At 65.9% G+C, this 18,943-nt stretch carries 14 protein-coding genes; 7 read left to right on the top strand and 7 right to left on the bottom strand.

All coding sequences use genetic code 11. The features are described 5' to 3' along the window. Positions 1–352 precede the first annotated feature (352 nt). The 3 genes from M2319_RS21150 to gloB form a co-directional block, all read right to left on the bottom strand. Positions 353–1,639: an NAD(P)/FAD-dependent oxidoreductase gene (locus M2319_RS21150; protein ID WP_264603458.1), complete on the bottom strand. Its 1,287-nt coding sequence runs from the start codon at positions 1,637–1,639 to the stop codon at positions 353–355. Between the two features lie 297 nt (positions 1,640–1,936). Beyond that, positions 1,937–2,401 (bottom strand): cupin domain-containing protein, encoded by a 465-nt coding sequence (locus M2319_RS21145; RefSeq protein WP_264603457.1) that lies wholly within the window; start codon positions 2,399–2,401, stop codon positions 1,937–1,939. 141 nt (positions 2,402–2,542) lie between these two features. Next, on the bottom strand, positions 2,543–3,316 hold the full coding sequence (gene gloB / locus M2319_RS21140; protein WP_264603456.1) for a hydroxyacylglutathione hydrolase: 774 nt from the start codon (positions 3,314–3,316) through the stop codon (positions 2,543–2,545). 126 nt (positions 3,317–3,442) lie between these two features. On the opposite strand from gloB, the gene M2319_RS21135 reads away from it, so the two are divergent. The 4 genes from M2319_RS21135 to M2319_RS21120 all read left to right on the top strand — a co-directional run bounded on the left by M2319_RS21135 (position 3,443) and on the right by M2319_RS21120 (position 7,232). Then, positions 3,443–4,192: a class I SAM-dependent methyltransferase gene (locus M2319_RS21135; RefSeq protein ID WP_264603455.1), complete on the top strand. Its 750-nt coding sequence runs from the start codon at positions 3,443–3,445 to the stop codon at positions 4,190–4,192. 152 nt (positions 4,193–4,344) lie between these two features. Then, complete coding sequence (locus tag M2319_RS21130) at positions 4,345–5,187, top strand: chorismate mutase (RefSeq protein ID WP_264603454.1); 843 nt, start codon at positions 4,345–4,347, stop codon at positions 5,185–5,187. After that, positions 5,184–6,299, top strand: a complete 1,116-nt coding sequence (gene hisC / locus M2319_RS21125) for a histidinol-phosphate transaminase (protein ID WP_264603453.1) — start codon at positions 5,184–5,186, stop codon at positions 6,297–6,299. Before M2319_RS21130 ends, hisC begins: the two co-directional genes overlap by 4 nt. A gap of 3 nt (positions 6,300–6,302) precedes the next feature. Next, a complete protein-coding gene (locus tag M2319_RS21120) occupies positions 6,303–7,232 on the top strand; it encodes a prephenate/arogenate dehydrogenase family protein (RefSeq protein WP_264603452.1) in 930 nt (309 codons plus the stop codon). Positions 7,233–7,241: 9 nt separating this feature from the next. Here M2319_RS21120 and M2319_RS21115 read toward each other — a convergent pair whose 3' ends face one another. Continuing rightward, the gene (locus M2319_RS21115; RefSeq protein ID WP_264603451.1) at positions 7,242–8,258 is read right to left on the bottom strand and encodes a GlxA family transcriptional regulator; all 1,017 of its coding nucleotides are present in this window, start codon (positions 8,256–8,258) and stop codon (positions 7,242–7,244) included. Between the two features lie 305 nt (positions 8,259–8,563). Here M2319_RS21115 and M2319_RS21110 point away from each other — a divergent pair, with 305 nt between their 5' ends. Continuing rightward, positions 8,564–10,249: a formate--tetrahydrofolate ligase gene (locus M2319_RS21110; protein WP_264603450.1), complete on the top strand. Its 1,686-nt coding sequence runs from the start codon at positions 8,564–8,566 to the stop codon at positions 10,247–10,249. A gap of 83 nt (positions 10,250–10,332) precedes the next feature. On the opposite strand, the gene M2319_RS21105 is transcribed toward M2319_RS21110, so the two are convergent. Further along, positions 10,333–12,339 carry a HAMP domain-containing methyl-accepting chemotaxis protein gene (locus M2319_RS21105; RefSeq protein WP_264603449.1) on the bottom strand — a complete coding sequence of 669 codons (2,007 nt, stop codon included), beginning with the start codon at positions 12,337–12,339 and terminating at the stop codon, positions 10,333–10,335. Positions 12,340–12,776: 437 nt separating this feature from the next. Continuing rightward, entirely contained in the window at positions 12,777–14,783 is a 2,007-nt protein-coding gene (locus tag M2319_RS21100; protein WP_264603448.1) for a HAMP domain-containing methyl-accepting chemotaxis protein, read from the bottom strand. Positions 14,784–15,308: 525 nt separating this feature from the next. On the opposite strand from M2319_RS21100, the gene M2319_RS21095 reads away from it, so the two are divergent. Together M2319_RS21095 and M2319_RS21090 are read left to right on the top strand one after the other, a co-directional pair. Further along, the gene (locus M2319_RS21095) at positions 15,309–15,647 is read left to right on the top strand and encodes an ArsR/SmtB family transcription factor (RefSeq protein ID WP_264603447.1); all 339 of its coding nucleotides are present in this window, start codon (positions 15,309–15,311) and stop codon (positions 15,645–15,647) included. A gap of 57 nt (positions 15,648–15,704) precedes the next feature. Further along, the gene (locus tag M2319_RS21090) at positions 15,705–16,748 is read left to right on the top strand and encodes a permease (RefSeq protein ID WP_264603446.1); all 1,044 of its coding nucleotides are present in this window, start codon (positions 15,705–15,707) and stop codon (positions 16,746–16,748) included. 23 nt (positions 16,749–16,771) lie between these two features. Here the strand turns inward: M2319_RS21090 and M2319_RS21085 are convergent, their stop codons facing one another. Further along, entirely contained in the window at positions 16,772–18,775 is a 2,004-nt protein-coding gene (locus M2319_RS21085; protein WP_264603445.1) for a HAMP domain-containing methyl-accepting chemotaxis protein, read from the bottom strand. Between the last annotated feature and the right edge of the window lie 168 nt (positions 18,776–18,943).

Raw genomic sequence — 18,943 nt, 5'->3', positions numbered from 1 at the left:
GGGTCTGGCCAGCACCAGCCTTTAAGGCTTGGCGCTCCCGATTGGTCCGCTCCAGCTTTATTGCCGCACCGGCCCGACAGGGATCAGCCCCCACTTGCGCACCCCGGGATCCACCCACTCCGCGTCATTGCCGTGCTTGACACGGCAATCCATGATGCCTTTCGGAACAACCCATTGGGCCGGTTCTTGCCGCGCCTCATCATGGACCACCGGATCAAGTCCGGTGGTGACGCAGAGCGAGGGGAGAGGCATCCTCGAACCGGCAGCCGCAAACGGCCATACGGCGGAAAACAAAAACCGCGCCCGGCGGACCGGGCGCGGCGTGGTCTTGGCGATGAAAATCGGGCCGGAATTACCCGAGCACCTTTTCCTTCAGCTTGCCGATGTCGAGGAGCTGCAGCACGACCTTTTCGTAATAGGGTTCGGTCGAGCCCTTGCGCACCTTGCGCAGGAAGTACTTCTCGAAGGCGATCTTGGCCAGGTGCACCCAGCGCCCGCTCGACGACCAGTTGACGTTGCGCGGCGGGTTCTGCGGAAGCGCCACGAAGGCGATGCCGGTGTCGCCGAAGTCGGCAAGGCAGATGGCGTTCCACGACGCCTCGTGGGTCGGCTGCTGGCCGGCGATGATCTCGCCGATGTTGAGGGCGGTCGCCGTCACCATGCTCTCGATCATGTAGCCGGTCTTCGGCACGCCGACCGGAACCGCCGTCGCCTCCAGCGGCGCGATGGCGATGCACACGCCGACGCCGAAGACATTCGGATATTTCGGGTTCCGCTGGTGCTTGTCGACGACGATGAAGCCGCGCGGATTGACGAGGCCCTCGATGTCGCGCACGGCGCCGATGCCGCGGAACGCCGGCAGCATCATGGAATACTTGAAGGGCAGCTCGTGCTCCTTCTTCACCGAGCCGTCGTCATTGTGCTCCACCACATGCATGGTGCCGTCTTCGACCTTGGCGACCTTGGCGTTGCAGATCCAGCGGATGTGCCGCTCGCGCAGGCCGGATTCCAGGAGGCCCTTGGTGTCGCCGACGCCGCCGAGGCCGAGATGGCCGACATAGGGCTCGGCCGTGACGAAGGTCATCGGCACCTTGTCGCGGATCTTCCTCTTGCGCAGGTCCGTGTCCATGATCAGCGCGAATTCGTAAGCCGGGCCGTAGCAGGACGCGCCCTGCACGGCGCCGCAGACGATCGGGCCGGGATCGGCGCAGAACTTGTCCCAGGTCTCAGAGGCGGAGACCGCATGGTCGACGTCGCACACCGACTGGGTGTAGCCGCCATGGGGGCCGAGGCCCTCGATCTCGTCGAAGGCCAGTTCCGGGCCGGTAGCGATGATCAGGTAGTCGTAGGAGACGTCCGCGCCGTCTTCCAGAACGATGCGGTTCTCCTCCGGCAGGAGCTTGGCGGCCGGATTGCAGATGAAATCGATGCCGTGCCGCTTCAGCACCGGCTCGAGCTCCACGGTGATCGCCTTCTTGGTGCGCCACTTGACGGCGACCCAGGGATTGGACGGGGTGAATTGAAAAAAGGAGTTCTTGGAAACGACGGTAACCTTGTGCTCCTTGCGCAGGGCCTGGCGAACCTCATATGCCGCCGAAACACCGCCCAAGCCTCCTCCCAGGACAACTACATGTGCCATTTTTTTCTCCGTTATCAACGCGGCACCCTTTTCAGCGGGTGCGACTGCCGACATCCTTGTCGATAAACGGGAAGAAAACCAGCAAGACGTTTGTCCCGAGGCCATGCGGGACCCCGTCAGTTGAAACAGGTATTTCTAATATTCGGATGTATGCCGCGGTTTTCCGCGCCCGCCTATGTCAAAATGTCGCAGGCGAAAAAAGAGCGGAAATCCGGCGGAAATCGCACTTGCCTGCGGTGGATTGACGCTGTCCACCGTAGTTTCAACGATTACGTTGACGTCAACGATATAAGCAGTTTACCGGGCGCTCGGGGCCCGCGGTTCGGGCCGCCAGTCCGGCGGCGCCATCTCGAAGCCTTCGAACAGGAACCCGGGCGCCACCGTGCAGCCGACCAGCGTCCAGGCCCCGAGCGAGGTCGCCGTCTGCCAGGCATGGCGCGGCACCACGATCTGCGGGCGCTCGCCGTTCGCGATGTCCGCGCCGAGATGGGCGGCGGCCGCGTCGTGGCCGTTTTCCGAGATCGTCAGCACCAGCGTCGCCCCCGCGTACCAGTGCCAGACCTCCACCGCGTCGACCCGGTGCCAGGCCGAGACGTCGCCGGCGCCGAGCAGGTAATAGATCGCCGTCGACTGCGCCCGCCCGTCCCGCTCCTCAGGGTCCCGGAACGTCTCGCGGAAGAAGCCGCCCTCCGGGTGCGGCGCCAGATCGAGCATGCGGGCGACGTCTTCGGCAGAAAGCTCGCGATAGGGATCGGGAGTCATTTTGGTCCTTTTGATCTCACGCCGGTTCGCTTCGCTCACGGCTCCGATGGGGCGGCCTGACCGGCCGGCGCCCTTCGGGCTTGCGAAGCCTGCGGCTTCGGTTGATCTCACGCCGGTTCGCTTGGACGCGGGGACGGAGCGTTACGCATTGTCCTTGCGCGAGCGGATTTCCGCAAAGACCGCCGCGTCCTCGGCGGAGGCCATCTTCAGATGCGAGCGGATCGCCGGATCGTCGGCGCGAAGGAACGGGTTGGTCGCCTTTTCCGCCGCCATCGTCGTCGGCAGGGTCGGCGCGCCGCGCCCGCGCAAGTCCTCGACCTCCGACAGCCGCTCCTTCAGCGCCGCATTGTCCGGATCGACGGTGACGGCGAACCTGGCGTTGGCGAGGGTGTACTCGTGGCCGCAATAGATCTTCGTCTCGTCGGGAATGCGCTGCATCAGCCGCTGCATGGATCCCCACATCATCGGCGCATCGCCTTCGAAGACCCGCCCGCAGCCGAGCGAGAACAGCGTATCGCCGGTGAACGCAACGCCCGCCTCCGGCAGGTAGTAGGAGATCTGCCCGAGGGTGTGGCCCGGCGTTGCGATCGCCCTGACCTCGATGCCGCCCGGATGGATGACGTCGCCGTCGCCGACTGTCTCGTCGAGGGTCTTGATCTTGGCCTCCTCGGCGGCCGGGCCGATCACCGTGCAGCCGGTTTCCGCCTTCAGTGCCGCGATCCCTTGGGTGTGGTCCCAGTGGTGATGGGTGACAAGGATGTGGGTCAGCGTCCAGCCCGTCTCGGCCAGCGCCGCGCGGACGGGCCCCTCCTCGGGCGCATCGATGAGGAGCGTTGCCGCCGTTGCCGGATTGTGAACCAGCACCGCGTAATTATCTGACAGGCACGGAAACTGGTGAACCTCGATTGCCGGCATCGTCGCCCCCTTCGTCGCTGTTGGTGAGGGCGCCATGGTGACCTGCGCCCGCCAGACTGTCCACCTCTTGCGCGGTCGGGCCTGCCGGGTAATGTCGGGAAGTTTCAGGGAGCGGACGATCCAGCGATGTATGTCGATGTCCTGCACATGAAGGGCTTTTACGACCAGCCGCTCGGGCGCATGGTGCGCTCGGTGGTGAGCGCCCGGCTGCGGGAAATCTGGCCGAAAGTCGCCGGCGACCGGGTCCTCGGCATCGGCTTTGCGACGCCGTATCTGCGCCCGTTCCTGGCCGAATCGGAACGCATCCTCGCCTTCATGCCCGCGCCCCAGGGGGTGATCGCCTGGCCGCCGGAGGGCCCGAACGTCGCCGGCCTCGTCGACGAGGACGCCTGGCCGCTGCCCGATGGCTCCATCGACCGCATCATTGCCGTGCACGGCCTGGAGATGGCCGACAATCCGGGCGCCGTGCTGCGCGAGGCCTGGCGCGTCCTGGTGCCGGGCGGGCGCCTGCTGATCGTCGTGCCGGCCCGCCGCGGCCTGTGGGCGCAGACCGAGGGCACGCCCTTCGGCTATGGCCGCCCGTTCAGCAGCGGCCAGCTCACCGCCTTCCTGGAAGACGCCATGCTGACGCCGGTCGCCTGGAGCGAGGCGCTGCATTTCGCCCCGTCCTCCAGGCGCCTGCTGTTGCGCTATGCCCGCACCAGCGAACGGCTCGGCCAGAAGCTCTGGCCCGCCCTTGCCGGCGTCCTCGTCGTTGAGGCGGAAAAGAAGGTGATGAAGGGCATCAAGCTGAAGCCGTCCCGGGCAAAGGCGGTGTTCCGTCCGGTCTTTGCGCCCCAGGCCGCGCCCCGCAGCGCCTCCCGCACGCAAGGCTGAGCGCGACCGGAGCGCCTCCCGCGTCGGTTTTTTTTGATTTTCCGCGCGCATCTGCCTATGACTTGGCGCTTGGCGGCGGCCTCGTCCCCGCCCGTCCCTTCACCCCCAAGAACGGCAACGATTCCGGCAAGGGATCGCCGCGAACCGGTTCCATGAGCGACGACACACGCGATACGGCATCCGCCACCGACCGCCAGGCGAACCTGGCGCGCCTGCGCGAGCGCATCGACACCCTCGACGCCGAGATGCACGATCTCCTGATCGAGCGCTCCTCGATCATCGACGAACTGATCGTCACCAAGCAGGGCGACCGCAAGGGCGCCGCCTTTCGCCCCGCCCGCGAGGCCGCGATGATGCACCGCTTCGCCGGACGCCACCGCGGCACCCTGCCGCTGATCACGGTGGAATATCTCTGGCGCGAGATCATCTCCACCTTCACCTACCTGCAGGCGCCCTTCCGACTGCACATCCCGACCGACCGCCGGCCCAACGACCTGCGCGACGTCGCCCGCTTCTATTTCGGCTTCAACGTGCCCCTGCTGGAGGTGAGCGATGCCGATGCGGCGATCGGCGCCGTCGCCACGTCTGAGAACGATCTCGCCCTCGTCCCGCTGGTCGACGGCGAGGCGCCCTGGTGGCAGGCACTGACCCAGCCGGACGGCCCGCGCATCATCGCGCGGCTTCCCTTCTTCACCTCCAGCGACCGGCCGGCGGACCTTCCCGCCGTCGTCATCTCCAACCCGCTCGACGATCCGACGCCGCCGGAATGGCGCTGCTATGTGACCGCGGCCGGGCCCGAGGTGCTTGACGCCTTGTCCGGTGTCGACATCCTCGCGACCGCACCGGCCGGCACCCTCTTTGCGCTTGCCGCCGACCGCGACCCGAAGACCTTCGCGGCGGACGCCGGCCTTCCCCCGCTCGCGGCCGCCGGCGGCTTTGCCGCACCCCTTTCCATCGACGGCGACCCGAGCCAGAAAAAAAGCCAGACCGAATGACCACCGCACCCGACCGCTCCCGTCCGGCGCCACGCCCCGGCGTCCTGGACATCGCGCCCTACGTTCCCGGCAAGTCCAAGGGCACCGGCAAGACGCTCTACAAGCTCTCCTCCAACGAGACGCCGCTCGGCCCGAGCCCGGCCGCCGTCGCGGCCTACAAGGCCTGCGCGGAGCACCTGGAGCTCTACCCGGACGGCGCCTCCACGGCGCTGCGCGAAGCGATCGCGGATGTCCACGGCCTCAACCCGGACCGCATCGTCTGCGGCGCCGGCTCCGACGAGGTCCTGAACCTCCTCGCCCAGGCCTATCTCTGCCCCGGCGACGAGGCGATCCACACCGAGCACGGCTTCCTGGTCTACCCGATCGCCACTCGCGCCGCCGGCGGCGTGCCCGTGGTCGCGCCGGAAAGGGACCTGACGACCGACGTCGACGCCATGCTGGAACGGGTGAGCGAACGCACGAAGATCGTGTTCCTCGCCAATCCGAACAACCCGACCGGCACCTACCTCCCCTTCGACGAGATCCGCCGTCTCCATGCCGGCCTGCCGGGCAACGTCATCCTCCTCCTTGACGCGGCCTATGCCGAATTCGTCCAGAAGAACGACTACGAGGCCGGCATCGAGCTCGTCGGCAGTGCCGAGAACGTCGTCATGACCCGCACCTTCTCCAAGGTCTACGGCCTTGCGGCCCTGCGCATCGGCTGGCTCTACGGCCCGGCCGCCATCGTCGATGCGGTCAACCGGATCAGGGGTCCGTTCAACCTCGGCGCCCCGTCGATCGCCGCCGGCGTTGCCGCGATCCGCGACCGCGCCTTCACCGAGGCCGCCATCGAGCACAATGCACGCTGGCTGCCCTGGCTGACGGCGGAGCTGGAAAAGCTCGGCCTCACCGTCACGCCGAGCGTCGGCAACTTCATACTCATCCATTTCCCGGACGAAGCCGGCCGCACCGCCGCCGATGCCGACGCCTACCTCCTCGCCGAGGGCATCGTGCTGCGCCGTGTCGACAACTATGGCCTCGCGGATGCCCTTCGCATGACCGTCGGCAGCGAGGAGGCCAACCGGGCCACCGTCGCCGCCATTGCCGCGTTCCTCGAACAGACGGAGCGGTAAGCGATGGCAGAGCCCCTCTTTGACCGCCTGGCGCTGATCGGCATCGGCCTCATCGGTTCGTCCCTAGCCCAGGTCGCACGCCGCGAGGGCCTGGTGCGCGAGATCGCCATCTCCACCCGGTCCGAAAAGACCCTTGAGCGCGCCCGGGAACTGGGCCTCGGCGACGTCTACACCCTCGATCCGGCCGAAGCTGTCGCGGACGCCGACCTCGTCGTCCTCTGCATCCCTGTCGGCGCCTGCGAGGCGACGATGCAGACCATCGCCGACAGCCTCAAGCCCGGCGCCATCCTCACCGATGTGGGTTCGGTCAAGATGTCGGTGATCGACCAGATCGCCCCGCACGTTCCGGACACGGTCCACTTCATCCCCGGCCACCCGATCGCCGGCACCGAGCATTCCGGCCCCGACGCCGGTTTCCCGGACCTGTTCCAGAACCGCTGGTGCATCCTGACCCCCGACAAGAGCACCAGCCGCGACGCCATCGACAGGCTGACCGCCTTCTGGCGCGGCTGCGGCTCGGACGTCGACACCATGGAGCCCGGCCGCCACGACCTGGTGCTGGCGATCACCAGCCACCTGCCGCAGCTCATCTCCTACAACATCGTTGGCACGGCGGACGACCTGGAGACGGTGACGAAGTCGGAAGTCATCAAATATTCCGCTGGCGGCTTTCGCGACTTCACGCGCCTCGCCGCATCCGACCCGACGATGTGGCGCGACGTCTGCCTGCACAACAAGGACGCGATCCTGGAGATGCTGGCGCGGTTTTCCGAAGACCTCTCGGCCATGCAGCGGGCGATCCGCTGGGGCGACGCCGGCGCCTTGTTCGACCTCTTCTCGCGCACCCGCTCGATCCGCAAGTCGATCATCGAGGCGGGCCAGGAGACCCCGGCGCCCGACTTCGGCCGGCCGCACAAGAAGGGCCGGGATTGAGGCAATAAATTACCGGCCGCCCTTCGGCCCGGCCGCCCGTTCCGCAAGGCTCGCCTGCCGGTCGGCCTGGGGCGAGCGGCCGTAGAGTTCGCGGTAGCATTTGGAAAAATGCGAGGCCGAGACAAAGCCGCTGGCGATCGCCACGTCGACGATCGCCATATCCGACTGCAAGAGGAGCTGGCGCGCCCGGTCAAGCCTCAGGTCGAGATAATAGCGCGCCGGCGAGCGGCCGAGGAGCTGGCGGAACAGCCGCTCCACATGGCGCCGCGACAGCCCGGTGCGCCGGGATATCTCGGCCAGCGACAGGGGCTCGGCGAGGTTCTGCTCCATCACCTCGATCATCGCCAGGAGCTTGGAATTGTGCACGCCGACCCGCGCGTTGAGCGGCAGTTTCTGGCGGTCGTTCTTGGTCCGCACCCGGTCGACGAGGCACTGCTCGGAGATCCACTCGCTCGCCTCGTCGCCGATGTCGTCGGCGATCAGGTCGAGCATCATGTCGAGCGAGGCGACGCCGCCGGCGCAGGTATGGATGTTGCCGTCCACATCGAAGAGGTCCGGCTGCACGTCGACGTCGGGGAAGCGCTCGGCGAAGGTGTGCAGCAGCTCCCAGTGGATCGTGCAGTGCCGGTCCTCAAGGATGCCGGAGCGGGCAAGGAACCAGGACGACGTGCAGATGCCGGCGATCCGCGTGCCGTTGCCGGCGAGCTTCCTCAGATAGGCGGAGAGTTCCGCATTGGAAAAACTCTCCACGTCGATGCCGGCGCAAACCACCAGCGTGTCGACCTTGTCGAAATCCATCCGCCCGAGCCGGAGGTCGCTGAGCGAGCCGTCGGGCCGGACCACGAGCCCGTTGCTGGCGGCCACGACGTTGCCGTCGCAGGTCACACAGCGCCAGTCGTAGATCTTCCTGCCGAAATAGCGGTTGGCGAGCCGGAGCGGCTCGATCGCCGCGGAAAAAGCGACCAGCGTGAAGTCGGGAATGAGCACGAAGGCGAAACGCTTCGCCGAGGTGTCGCTGTCGGCCACGTCGTTGCGCGCTTTCTCGAAAACGGCGCCGCAGCATTGGAGGGCCGGCGGACGCCTTGCTTAACCTGCTCAAAAACGACACTTACTTTTCCGGCGCGGCGACGGCAATCAAAACTTTCATTCAGCGGGCAAGGTTTCCCGTTTCGACCTGTTTCGCAGCGCCGGTGTCGCAGGTAAGACAGGTTTGGTCGAACCGGGCCGCGTGCCCCGGCCGGCCGGCCGCCATGGTCGGGCGCGCCCGGATAGGGCGCGCTCAATCGGCCGACGAGAAAGAGAGCCGGGAGCGACACCGAGGAGGAACGCCTGTGCCCGCAACGCCCGTCAAATCCGACATCGAGATCGCCCGCGCCGCCGACAAGAAGTCGATCTGGGAGATCGGCAAGAGGCTCGACATTCCCGGCGAGTCCCTGCTGCCCTTCGGCAACGACAAGGCCAAGGTCTCCGCCGGCTTCATCGAGGGCCTGAAGGACCGGCCGAACGGCAAGCTGATCCTCGTCACCGCGATCAACCCGACGCCGGCCGGCGAAGGCAAGACGACGACCACGGTCGGTCTCGGCGACGGCCTCAACCGGATCGGCAGGAAGGCGATGATCTGCCTGCGCGAGCCCTCGCTCGGCCCCTGCTTCGGCATGAAGGGGGGGGCGGCCGGCGGCGGCTATGCCCAGGTCGTCCCGATGGAGGACATCAACCTCCATTTCACCGGCGACTTCCACGCCATCACCTCGGCCCACAATCTGCTGTCGGCGATGATCGACAACCATATCTACTGGGGCAACGAGCTGGACATCGACCAGCGCCGCATCACCTGGCGCCGGGTCCTCGACATGAACGACCGGGCGCTGCGCGAGGTGGTCGCCGCGCTCGGCGGCGTCGCCAACGGCTTCCCGCGCCAGGGCGGCTTCGACATCACGGTCGCCTCGGAGATCATGGCGATCCTCTGCCTGTCGAAGGACCTGAAGGATCTGCAGCAGCGCCTCGGCGACATCGTCATCGGCTACCGCCGCGACCGCAATCCCGTGACCTGCCGCGACATCAAGGCCGACGGCGCCATGACCGTGCTCCTGCGCGACGCCATGCAGCCGAACCTGGTACAGACGCTGGAGAACAATCCGGCCTTCATCCATGGCGGCCCGTTCGCCAACATCGCCCATGGCTGCAACTCCGTCGTCGCCACCACGACGGCCCTGAAGCTCGTCGACTATGTGGTGACGGAAGCCGGCTTCGGAGCCGATCTCGGGGCCGAGAAATTCTTCGACATCAAGTGCCGCAAGGCGGGCCTCCATCCCGATGCCGCCGTCGTCGTCGCCACCATCCGCGCCCTGAAGATGAACGGCGGCGTCGCCCGCGAGGATCTTGCCGCAGAGAACGTCGCCGCCGTCGCCGAGGGTTGCCTCAATCTCGGCCGCCACATCGCCAATGTGAAGCAGTTCGGCGTGCCGGTGATCGTCGCCATCAACCACTTCCTTGGCGACACCGGGGCCGAGATCGCCGCCGTCAAGGAATTCTGCGCCGAGGAGGGGACCGAGGCCGTGCTCTGCCGGCATTGGGCCGAGGGCTCGGCAGGCATCACCGAGCTGGCCGAAAAGGTCGCCGAGCTCGCCGACGAGGGCCATTCCCAGTTCGCCCCGCTCTACCGCGACGAGATGAGTCTGTTCCAGAAGATCGAGACCGTCGCCAAGCGCATCTACCGGGCCGACGAGGTGCTCGCCGACAAGACGATCCGCGACCAGTTGCACCAGTGGGAGGCGGCCGGCTACGGCCACCTGCCGGTGTGCATGGCCAAGACCCAGTATTCCTTTTCCACCGACCCGAACCTGCGTGGTGCGCCGACCGGCCACGGCGTGCCGATCCGCGAGGTCAGGCTCTCCGCCGGCGCCGGCTTCGTCGTCGTCATCTGCGGCGAGATCATGACCATGCCCGGCCTGCCGCGCCAGCCGGCGGCCGAGACCATCGGCCTCAACGAGGACGGCGAGGTCGTCGGCCTGTTCTGACCCTGCGGGCAGGCGGCCGAACGAAAACCGGGCGGGAAATCCCCGCCCGGCTTGATCGGTGTCGAGGCTGTCGCAACCGCAAATCAGGCGGCGCGAACGCCCCGCAGGAACTGTTCCACCTCGGCCTTCAACTGCAGCGACTTGGCGTTGAGGTCGCCGGCAACGCCGGTCACCTGGGTCGCCGCCGCGCCGGTCTCACCGGCGGCATGGGTCACCTCCACGATGTTGGAGGAAACCTCCCGCGTGCCGATCGCGGCCTGTTCCACGTTGCGGGCGATCTCCTCCGTTGCCGCATTCTGCTGTTCCATCGCCGAGGCAATGCCGGTGGTGATCTGGTTCATCTCCTGGATGGTCGCCTCGATCTGCTGGATCGCGCCGACGGCCTCCTCGGTCTCCGTCTGGATGCTGAGGATCTGGGCGCGGATGTCGTCCGTCGCCTTGGAGGTCTGGTTGGCCAGTTCCTTGACCTCGGCGGCGACCACGGCAAAGCCCTTGCCGGTCTCCCCGGCCCGGGCCGCCTCGATGGTGGCGTTCAGCGCCAGGAGGTTGGTCTGTTCGGCGATTTCCGAGATCAGGCTGACCACCTCGCCGATCCGCTGCGCGGCCTCGGCGAGATTCTGCACCTGGCCGTCGGTATGGTCGGCCTGCTTCACCGCCCGTTCGGCAATCTGGGACGATTCGGCCACCTGGCGGACGATTTCCTGGATCGAGGAGGAGAGTTCCTCGGTCGCCGACGACACCGTCTGCACATTGGTCGAGGCTTCCTCCGCCGCGCTGGCGACAGTGGTCGCCCGCTGGTTGGTGCCGTTGGCGATTTCCGACATGGAGGCGGCTGTGTTCTCCATTTCCGTCGAGGCTGCGCTCAGCGATTGCAGGAGTTCGGAGACGTTGCGGTCGAAGTTCGAGGTCATCTCCTCGATCTCCTTGGCCCGTTTCTCGCGGACCTTCATTGCTTCCATCTCGCGGGCGGCCATCTCCTCGTTCCGGATCATGTTCTCCTTGAACACCTCCACCGCGCCAGCCATCGATCCGACCTCGTCCTTGCGGTCGAGACCCGGGATCTCGACGGTCTTGTCGCCGTCGGCGAGCGTGCGCATGACGCCGGTGATCGCGGTGATCGGCCGGGAGATCCCGGTGCCGATGAGCCACGCGGAAATGAGGCCGAGGACGACGCTGATCGTCCCGACGGCGGCCGTGATGTAGACCGCGTTTTCCATCATCCGGCTGGTTTCCGGGCCGATCGTGTCCTGCTCGGTCTCGATCGCCGTCTTCAGCTCTTCCATGTCCGAAGCGATCTTCGGGCCGATCGTATTGAGCGTGTCGCCCACGATCGCGTTGCGGGCCATGGCAGTCTCGTGCACCTCCTTGAAGGCCGTCTCGTAGCTCGTCTGCAGGGCCGCGACCTGCCGGACCTGCTCGCGCCGCGCCGGGATCCCAAGCGTCGACATCAGCCGGTCCGAAACCTCGCGCGCGGCAGCCGCCTCCCGCATTGCACCGTCAAAGGAGGCCTGCTCGTTGTCGTTCAGGAATTTTGCCACGTTGAGGCGCATCGACATCAGGTGCCGGCGAACCTCGTCGGCCAGGAACGCGGCATTGCCGTCCTGGTCCACCCGGACCTGCCGCGCGATCTCCGTGAGCTGGTCTTCGATCTTCGGCCCGACGTCGTAGAGCGTGTTGCGAACCAGGTCCTCGCGCCGCTGCTGCAGCCGTACCGCCTCCTCAAAGCCCTCCAGAAAGGCTTTCAGTTCGGTCTTCGCCGCGGTGATGATCGCAACCTTCGAAGCGCTGTTGACGAGATCGTCGAACGCATCGACGAGCCGGACCGTCTCCTCCGCCCGCTTGCGGGCATTGGTGAGCCGTTCCTCCGACGGATCTTCCAGATAGCGCAGCGCCCAGAGCTGGGTTTCCAGGAGATTGTCCCGGACCGCACCGGCATGCGTCGTCTGATCGGTGATGTGCCGATAGCGCCGGAACCCGTCATTGCTTTGCAGCAGGCTGAAACCGGCGGTGAGGCTGATCAGTAGGAGAAAGGCTAGAACAACGGCAAATCCGCCGAAGACCTTGGTTGAGATCCTGAAGTTCTTGAACACGGCAAATGTCCCGGTTGGCGTGTGCATTCGACGTGTCGGCAGATCGCATGACTTCGCGATTTTTATTACTGCGTATTTGATTTTATACACAGAAAAGACTTGCCGACGACATATCCGTTCTGGAAAAACACGGTTAACGGGACGTTAACGATAAACTTTACCGTGCGCTCCGAAGTAGTCGATTTCAGCGATCGATGGTCGGAAATCATTCAGGAAAAACCAAAAAGTACCGCCTAAAAAAAATGTTAAGAGGGGCGCGAAAATAGGCATCGCACACCCTCGCAACCAGGGCGCGACCGCGACATCCCCGAAAACCGGCGACTCAGTTCGCCGTCCTGTCCAGGGGAAGACGCCATGGACGCAGCTCCCTCCGGCGAAAAGAAAACCGGGCGGGGAAGCCCCGCCCGGCGTCGCATTCTCTTTTTCCGGCGCGTCGATCAGGCGGCGCGGACGCCGGCCAGGAACTGCTCCACTTCCGACTTCAACTGCAGCGACTTGGCGTTGAGGTCGCCGGCGACACCAGTGACCTGGGTCGCCGCCGCGCCGGTCTCGCCGGCCGCATGGGTCACCTGGACGATGTTGGAGGAGACCTCCTGGGTGCCGATCGCGGCCTGCTCCACATTGCGGGCGATCTCGTCGGTCGCCGCGTTCTGCTCTTCCATCGCCGAGGCGATGCCGACCGTGATCTGGTTCATGTCCTTGATCGTGGAACCGATCTGCTGGATCGCGGCGACGGCATCCTGGGTCTCGGTCTGGATGCCGAGGATCTGGGCGCGGATGTCGTCGGTCGCCTTGGCGGTCTGGCTGGCCAGTTCCTTGACCTCGGCCGCGACCACCGCGAACCCCTTGCCGGTCTCGCCGGCCCGGGCCGCCTCGATCGTGGCGTTAAGGGCGAGGAGATTGGTCTGTTCCGCGATCTCGGAAATCAGGCTGACGACCTCGCCGATCCGCTGTGCGGCCTCGGCGAGATTCTGCACCTGACCGTCGGTGTGGTCGGCCTGCTGGACGGCCTTCTCGGCGATCTGCGAGGACTGGGCCACCTGGCGGGCGATCTCCTGGATCGAGGAGGAGAGCTCCTCGGTCGCCGACGACACGGTCTGCACGTTGGTGGAGGCTTCCTCCGCGGCGCTGGCGACCGTCGTTGCCCGCTGGTTGGTGCCGTTGGCGATTTCCGACATGGAGGACGCCGTGTTCTCCATCTCGTTGGCCGCCGCACTCAGCGCCTGCAGCAGCTCCGAGACGTTGGAATCGAAGCCCTTGGTCAGGTCCTCGATCTTGCGGGCGCGCTCCTCGCGGGCCTTGCGCTCCTCGGCCTGGCTGGCGGCCAGTTGGTCGGCCTTGATCATGTTTTCCTTGAACACTTCGACGGCGCCGGCCATCGACCCGACCTCGTCCTTGCGGTCGAGACCCGGGATATCGACAGTCTTGTCGCCGTCGGCGAGCTTGCGCATGACGTCGGTCATGGCGCTGATTGGGCGGGAGATGCCGATGCCGATGAACCAGGCGGCGAGGATGCCGAGGACGACGCCGACCAGCGCCACGCCGGCGGCGACGTAAACGGCGGTCTCCATCGCCTGGCTGGCCGCCGGACCGAGGGTTTCCTGCTCGTTCTTGATGTCGAGCTTCAGCTTGTCCATCTCGGCGGCGACCTTCGGGCCGATCGTATTGAGGCGGTCGTTGACCAGCGCGTTGCGCTGAAGGATCGCCGCATGCATGCCCTTGAAGGCCTCCTCATAGGCCGAGTGCAGCTCCACAACCTCGGTGGCGAGGCGCCGCCGCATCGGATTCTGCAGCTCGCCGAGAAGGGATTGCAGGTTCTTGGTCGTCTCGGCAGATTCCGCGACCGTGCGCTCATAGGCCGCCGCGTCGTTGCTCTCGATGAACTTGAGGAGATAGAGCCGCATCAGGAGGAGATTTCGCTGCACGGCCGCCGCATGGTAGGCCGCCCCGGCATCGTTGTCCTGATAGGCGCTCTGCATGATCTTGGTCAGGTTGCGCTCCATCTGCGGACCCTTGACGTTCAGCACATTGTTCAAGAGGTCGTCGCGCGTCGCCTGGTACTTGGTCATGTCCTGGAAGGCGGCCAGGTAGGTGGTGAGATCGGTCCCGGTGGCGGCGATGAGCTTCTTCTTGTCATCGCTGTTGACGAGGGTGTCGAACTCCTCGTTGAGGGCCAGTGTCCGCTCTGCCCGCTCCTTCACGGCGGCGATGTTTTCCTGCGACGCGTTGCGCAGGAAGTTGAGAACCGCGACCCGCGATTCCAGGAGGTTGGCCTGCACCTGGCCCGCCTGCGCCGTCTGCAGCGCAATGTGGCGATAGCGCTTGAAGCTGTCGTTGCCGTCCATGAGGTTGATGGCGCCGGTCAGGCTGATCAGGACGAGAAGGGCAAGGACGATGGCGAATCCGCCAAAGACCTTGGTGGAAATCTTGAGGTTCTTGAGCACCTTGTTATCTCGCTTGGGTTTGAGAGGTGGCCGGTTGTTTATTTTGTTGGGCATCTAACTCAAAAACGGGGTCCCAACCGCTTCGCTTGGCGTGTGCAGAATTCGGGCCTTCTTCCGCCTGCTAAAACTGCGTAGTAACAATCGCTCCGAATGGATAATGAACCGTTAACTACGTATTTAATATCAGGCGGTGGGCTTGGGCCCGCGGGCGCCGATCAGCCGCCGGACATCACTGCCAATCGCACCGCGTGAACGGCATTAATGAATTGATTTGATGATGATATCTGTCCGGGCGTGGGTCGCGGTGAAGACAGGCCCGGTCACCCGCGACGGCGTCCGATCCTGTTGCGCGGGCCGCGACGCCCCTGCGACAGCTCGACGCATTCACATATATGCATTGCATACATTGACAGATGGCAGCCTCGAAACGAATCACTCGACATAACCAGAAAACTAGTGATATCGTTCTTTCACACCGAGACCGCCACGCTGTCGTGGCCCGGCCTCCCGTTTTCGGACCGTCCCATGCCCGCCGATTATTCCGAAAAGAACGCCGCCGACGCCTTTGCCGCCCTCGGCAACCGCACACGGCTCCGTCTTGTCCGCCTGCTCGTCAGGGCCGGCCCGGGCGGCCTTGCGGTCGGCGCGATCCAGGAGCGGCTGAAGGTGCCGGCCTCGACGCTCGCCCACCATTTGGCAACACTCGCCCGCGCCGGCCTGGTCACCCAGCAAAAGGCCGGGCGCGAGGTCCGCACCACGGCGCATTTCGATCGGCTTCGCGGCCTCGGCGACTTCCTGTTCGAAGCCTGCTGCCGCGGCTTCGATGTGGACGACGCCGACACCAGATCCGACGACGTCGCCTGACGGCGACGCTGCCCGTCATTTCTCCGCTCAAAGGCGGAGCCCGACCGGAGACAGAAAATGTCCAATGGCACCGAAACCGTCCGCCGTCCCCACGGTCCCCTCGCCCGCTTGCCCCACATCGACAGGGTCTGGCTGGTGCTGGCCGCTGCGCTCGCCCTGCTTGCCCTCATCGACAGCGACCAGGCCGCCCGCTCGCTTCGCTTCACCGCCGATGCGCTGCTCGGCGTCGCCGTCTTCCTCGCCCTTTCCATCGGCGTTGCCGCCTTTGCCAAGGCCTCCGGCGCCGACAATCTGATCGCCCGCGCCTTTTCCGGCCAGCCCGCCTGGATGATCCTTGCCGCAGCGCTGATGGGCGCGCTCTCGCCCTTCTGCTCCTGCGGCGTCATCCCGCTGATCGCCGCGCTTCTGGCCATGGGCGTGCCGCTGCCGGCGGTGATGGCCTTCTGGCTCGCCTCGCCGATCATGGATCCCTCCATGTTCGTGTTGACCGTCGGTACGCTGGGGACCGGCTTTGCCGTCTACAAGACCTTTGCCGCCGTCGCCATCGGCCTTCTCGGCGGCTTCGGCACCTGGGCGCTGCTCTCCGCCGGCGCGCTCCAGAACCCCTTGCGCGAAGGCGTCGGCAATGGCGGCTGCAGCGCAAGGGTCGTGCGCGCGCCGCAACCCGTCGTCTGGCGCTTCTGGCAGGAGAGGGACCGGCGCGAGAAATTCCGCACCAACGCCCTCTTCAACCTCAATTTCCTCGGCAAATGGCTGGCGCTCGCCTTCTTCCTGGAAAGCCTGATGGTCGCCTACATCCCGGCCGACACCGTCGTCGGCCTCGTCGGCGGCGAGAGCGTTCTGCCGGTCGTCATCGCCACCCTCGTCGGCGTGCCCGCCTATCTCAACGGCTACGCCGCCCTGCCGCTGGTCGGTGGCCTCATCGACCAGGGCATGGCGCCCGGCGCCGGCATGGCCTTCATGCTGGCCGGCGGCGTCACCTCGATCCCGGCGGCGGTCGCCGTCTATGCGCTCGCCCGCCCTCCGGTGTTCGCCGCCTATCTCGGCTTTGCGCTCGTCGGCTCGCTCGGCCTCGGGCTGCTCTTCAACGCCATATATTGACCGGCGCCTCCGGTCGCGCCGCGCTATGCGGCGCGCACGGTCTTCAGGAAGGTCTCGACCTCGGCGCGCAACTGATCCGACTTGGAGCCGAGATCGCCGGCAACGCCGGTAACCTGCGTTGCCGCCGCCCCGGTCTGCCCGGCCGAGCGGGTCACTTCCAGGATGTTCGACGACACCTCGCGGGTGCCGATGGCGGCCTGCTCCACATTGCGGGCGATCTCGTTCGTCGCCGCATTCTGCTCTTCCACGGCCGAGGAGATGCCGAGCGCGATCTCGTTCATGTCCTTGATCGTCGCGCCGATCTGCTGGATGGCCGCGACGGCCTCCTCCGTTTCGAGCTGGATGTCGCTGATCTGCTTGCGGATGTCGTCCGTCGCCTTCGCCGTCTGACCGGCAAGCGTCTTGACCTCCGCGGCGACCACGGCAAAGCCCTTGCCGGTCTCGCCCGCCCGCGCCGCTTCGATGGTCGCATTCAGCGCCAACAGGTTGGTCTGCTCGGCAATCTCCGAAATCAGTGCGATGACCTCGCCGATGTGCTGCGAGGCCGAGGCCAGGCGCTGCACCTGCGCATCCGTCGTGTCGGCCTGCGACACCGCCTTGTCGGCGATCTGCGAGGACTGCGTCACCTGGCGCGATATTTCGTGGATGGAGCTTGAGAGCTCCTCGGTCGCCGCCGACACGGTCTGCACATTGGTCGAGGCCTCCTCCGCCGCGCTGGCGACGCTCGTCGCCCGGTCGTTGGTGGTGTGGGCGATCTCGGACATCGACGTGGCCGTGCTTTTCATCTCCTCCGAAGCGTTCGCAAGGCTGCCGAGGAGGCCGGAGACCGCGGCGTCGAAGGCCCGCGTCACCTCCTCGATATGCCGGGCGCGCTCTTCGCGGGCGGCCAGTTCCGCCGCCTCGCGGGCCGCCAGCTCGTCGGCCTTGATCATGTTCTCCCGGAACACTTCGACGGCACCCGCCATCGACCCGACCTCGTCCTTGCGGTCCAGGCCCGGAATGTCGATCTCCTTGTCGCCGCCGGCAAGCCGGCCCATGGCCGATGTCATCGCCCGGATCGGCCGGGCGATGCCGGTGCCGATCACCCAGGCCGCAACGAGGCCGAGCAGGATGCTGACCACCGCGACCGCGATCGTGATCATGACCGCCCGGTCCATCGCCATGCTGGCCTCCGGTCCGAGCGTGTCCTGCTCGGTCTTGATCGCGAGCTTCAGGTCTTCCATCGAACCGGCGATCGCCGGGCCGATGACGTCGAGGCGGTTCTTGATGATGTCGTTGCGCGTGCCGATCGTGTCGTGGACCTTGCGGAAGGCGGCCTCATAGGTGGCGTGCAGCTCGCCGACCTCTTCGGCAAGCTGGCGCCGCCCCGGATTCTGCAGTTCGGCCAGCATCGCCTCGTGGTGCTTCGCCATCTCCACCGATTCCTGCAGCACCCGGGCATATGCCTCCTCGCTGTTCTCCAGCAGGAACTTGACGACATAGAGCCGCATCAGCAGCAGATTGCGCTGCACGGTGCCGGCCTGGTAGGCGGCCATGACGTCCTTGTCGCTATAGGCGCTTTCCATGATCTCGGTGAGCTTGCGCTCCATCTGCGGGCCGACCTTATCGAGCGTGTTGATCACCAGATCCGACCGTTCCGCCTGCAGCCGCACGACCTCTTCGAAGTTCGTGCCATATGTCGCCAGATTGTCGCGAACGTCGCCGACGACCTGCTTTTTTTCCGCGCTGTGAACCAGCGTGCCGAGGGTGTCGTTGAACTCGCGCGTCTTGCCGGCGCGGTCATTGAAGACCGCAATGCTCTCCGGCGACGGCGCGATGATGAAATTCTTCACCGCCAGCCGTGCCGTCAGAAGGTTTGCCTGCACGCGGCCGGCCTGATTGGTCTGCAGCGCGATCGCCCGGTAGCGCTTGAAGCTGTCGTTGCCCGCGTTGAGGTTGAGGGCGCCTGTCGCACCGATGACGATGAGCAGGATGAGGACGATGGCGAAACCGCCGAAGACCTTGGTGGAGATCGCGAAATTCTTCATCTTGAAGTGTCCCGAATCCGCGCCCGGAAAGGCAGCGTTGAGTTGTTGCGCGAACAGCGGCCTGCGGACCGCCATCTCAAGATCTGCCCGGCAGAGCCGCCGGGAGACTTACGGGGACAAGATATACTAGATAGTATATCTGTGACTCGATATAGAGATCGTCACAAA

It is taken from the genome of Rhodobium gokarnense, assembly GCF_025961475.1.
Taxonomy (GTDB): domain Bacteria; phylum Pseudomonadota; class Alphaproteobacteria; order Rhizobiales; family Rhodobiaceae; genus Rhodobium; species Rhodobium gokarnense.
The sequence above is the reverse complement of the archived record's forward strand: the minus strand, read 5'-3'. Positions and strand labels throughout refer to the sequence as shown.

Bases quoted from the DNA above. Each gene is read 5' to 3' on its own strand.
- M2319_RS21135 (WP_264603455.1), top strand. From the start codon at position 3,443: ATGTATGTCGATGTCCTGCACATGAAGGGCTTTTACGACCAGCCGCTC.
- hisC (WP_264603453.1), top strand. From the start codon at position 5,184: ATGACCACCGCACCCGACCGCTCCCGTCCGGCGCCACGCCCCGGCGTC.
- M2319_RS21150 (WP_264603458.1), bottom strand. From the start codon at position 1,639: ATGGCACATGTAGTTGTCCTGGGAGGAGGCTTGGGCGGTGTTTCGGCG.
- M2319_RS21095 (WP_264603447.1), top strand. From the start codon at position 15,309: ATGCCCGCCGATTATTCCGAAAAGAACGCCGCCGACGCCTTTGCCGCC.
- M2319_RS21120 (WP_264603452.1), top strand. From the start codon at position 6,303: ATGGCAGAGCCCCTCTTTGACCGCCTGGCGCTGATCGGCATCGGCCTC.
- gloB (WP_264603456.1), bottom strand. From the start codon at position 3,316: ATGCCGGCAATCGAGGTTCACCAGTTTCCGTGCCTGTCAGATAATTAC.
- M2319_RS21130 (WP_264603454.1), top strand. From the start codon at position 4,345: ATGAGCGACGACACACGCGATACGGCATCCGCCACCGACCGCCAGGCG.
- M2319_RS21085 (WP_264603445.1), bottom strand. From the start codon at position 18,775: ATGAAGAATTTCGCGATCTCCACCAAGGTCTTCGGCGGTTTCGCCATC.
- M2319_RS21090 (WP_264603446.1), top strand. From the start codon at position 15,705: ATGTCCAATGGCACCGAAACCGTCCGCCGTCCCCACGGTCCCCTCGCC.
- M2319_RS21145 (WP_264603457.1), bottom strand. From the start codon at position 2,401: ATGACTCCCGATCCCTATCGCGAGCTTTCTGCCGAAGACGTCGCCCGC.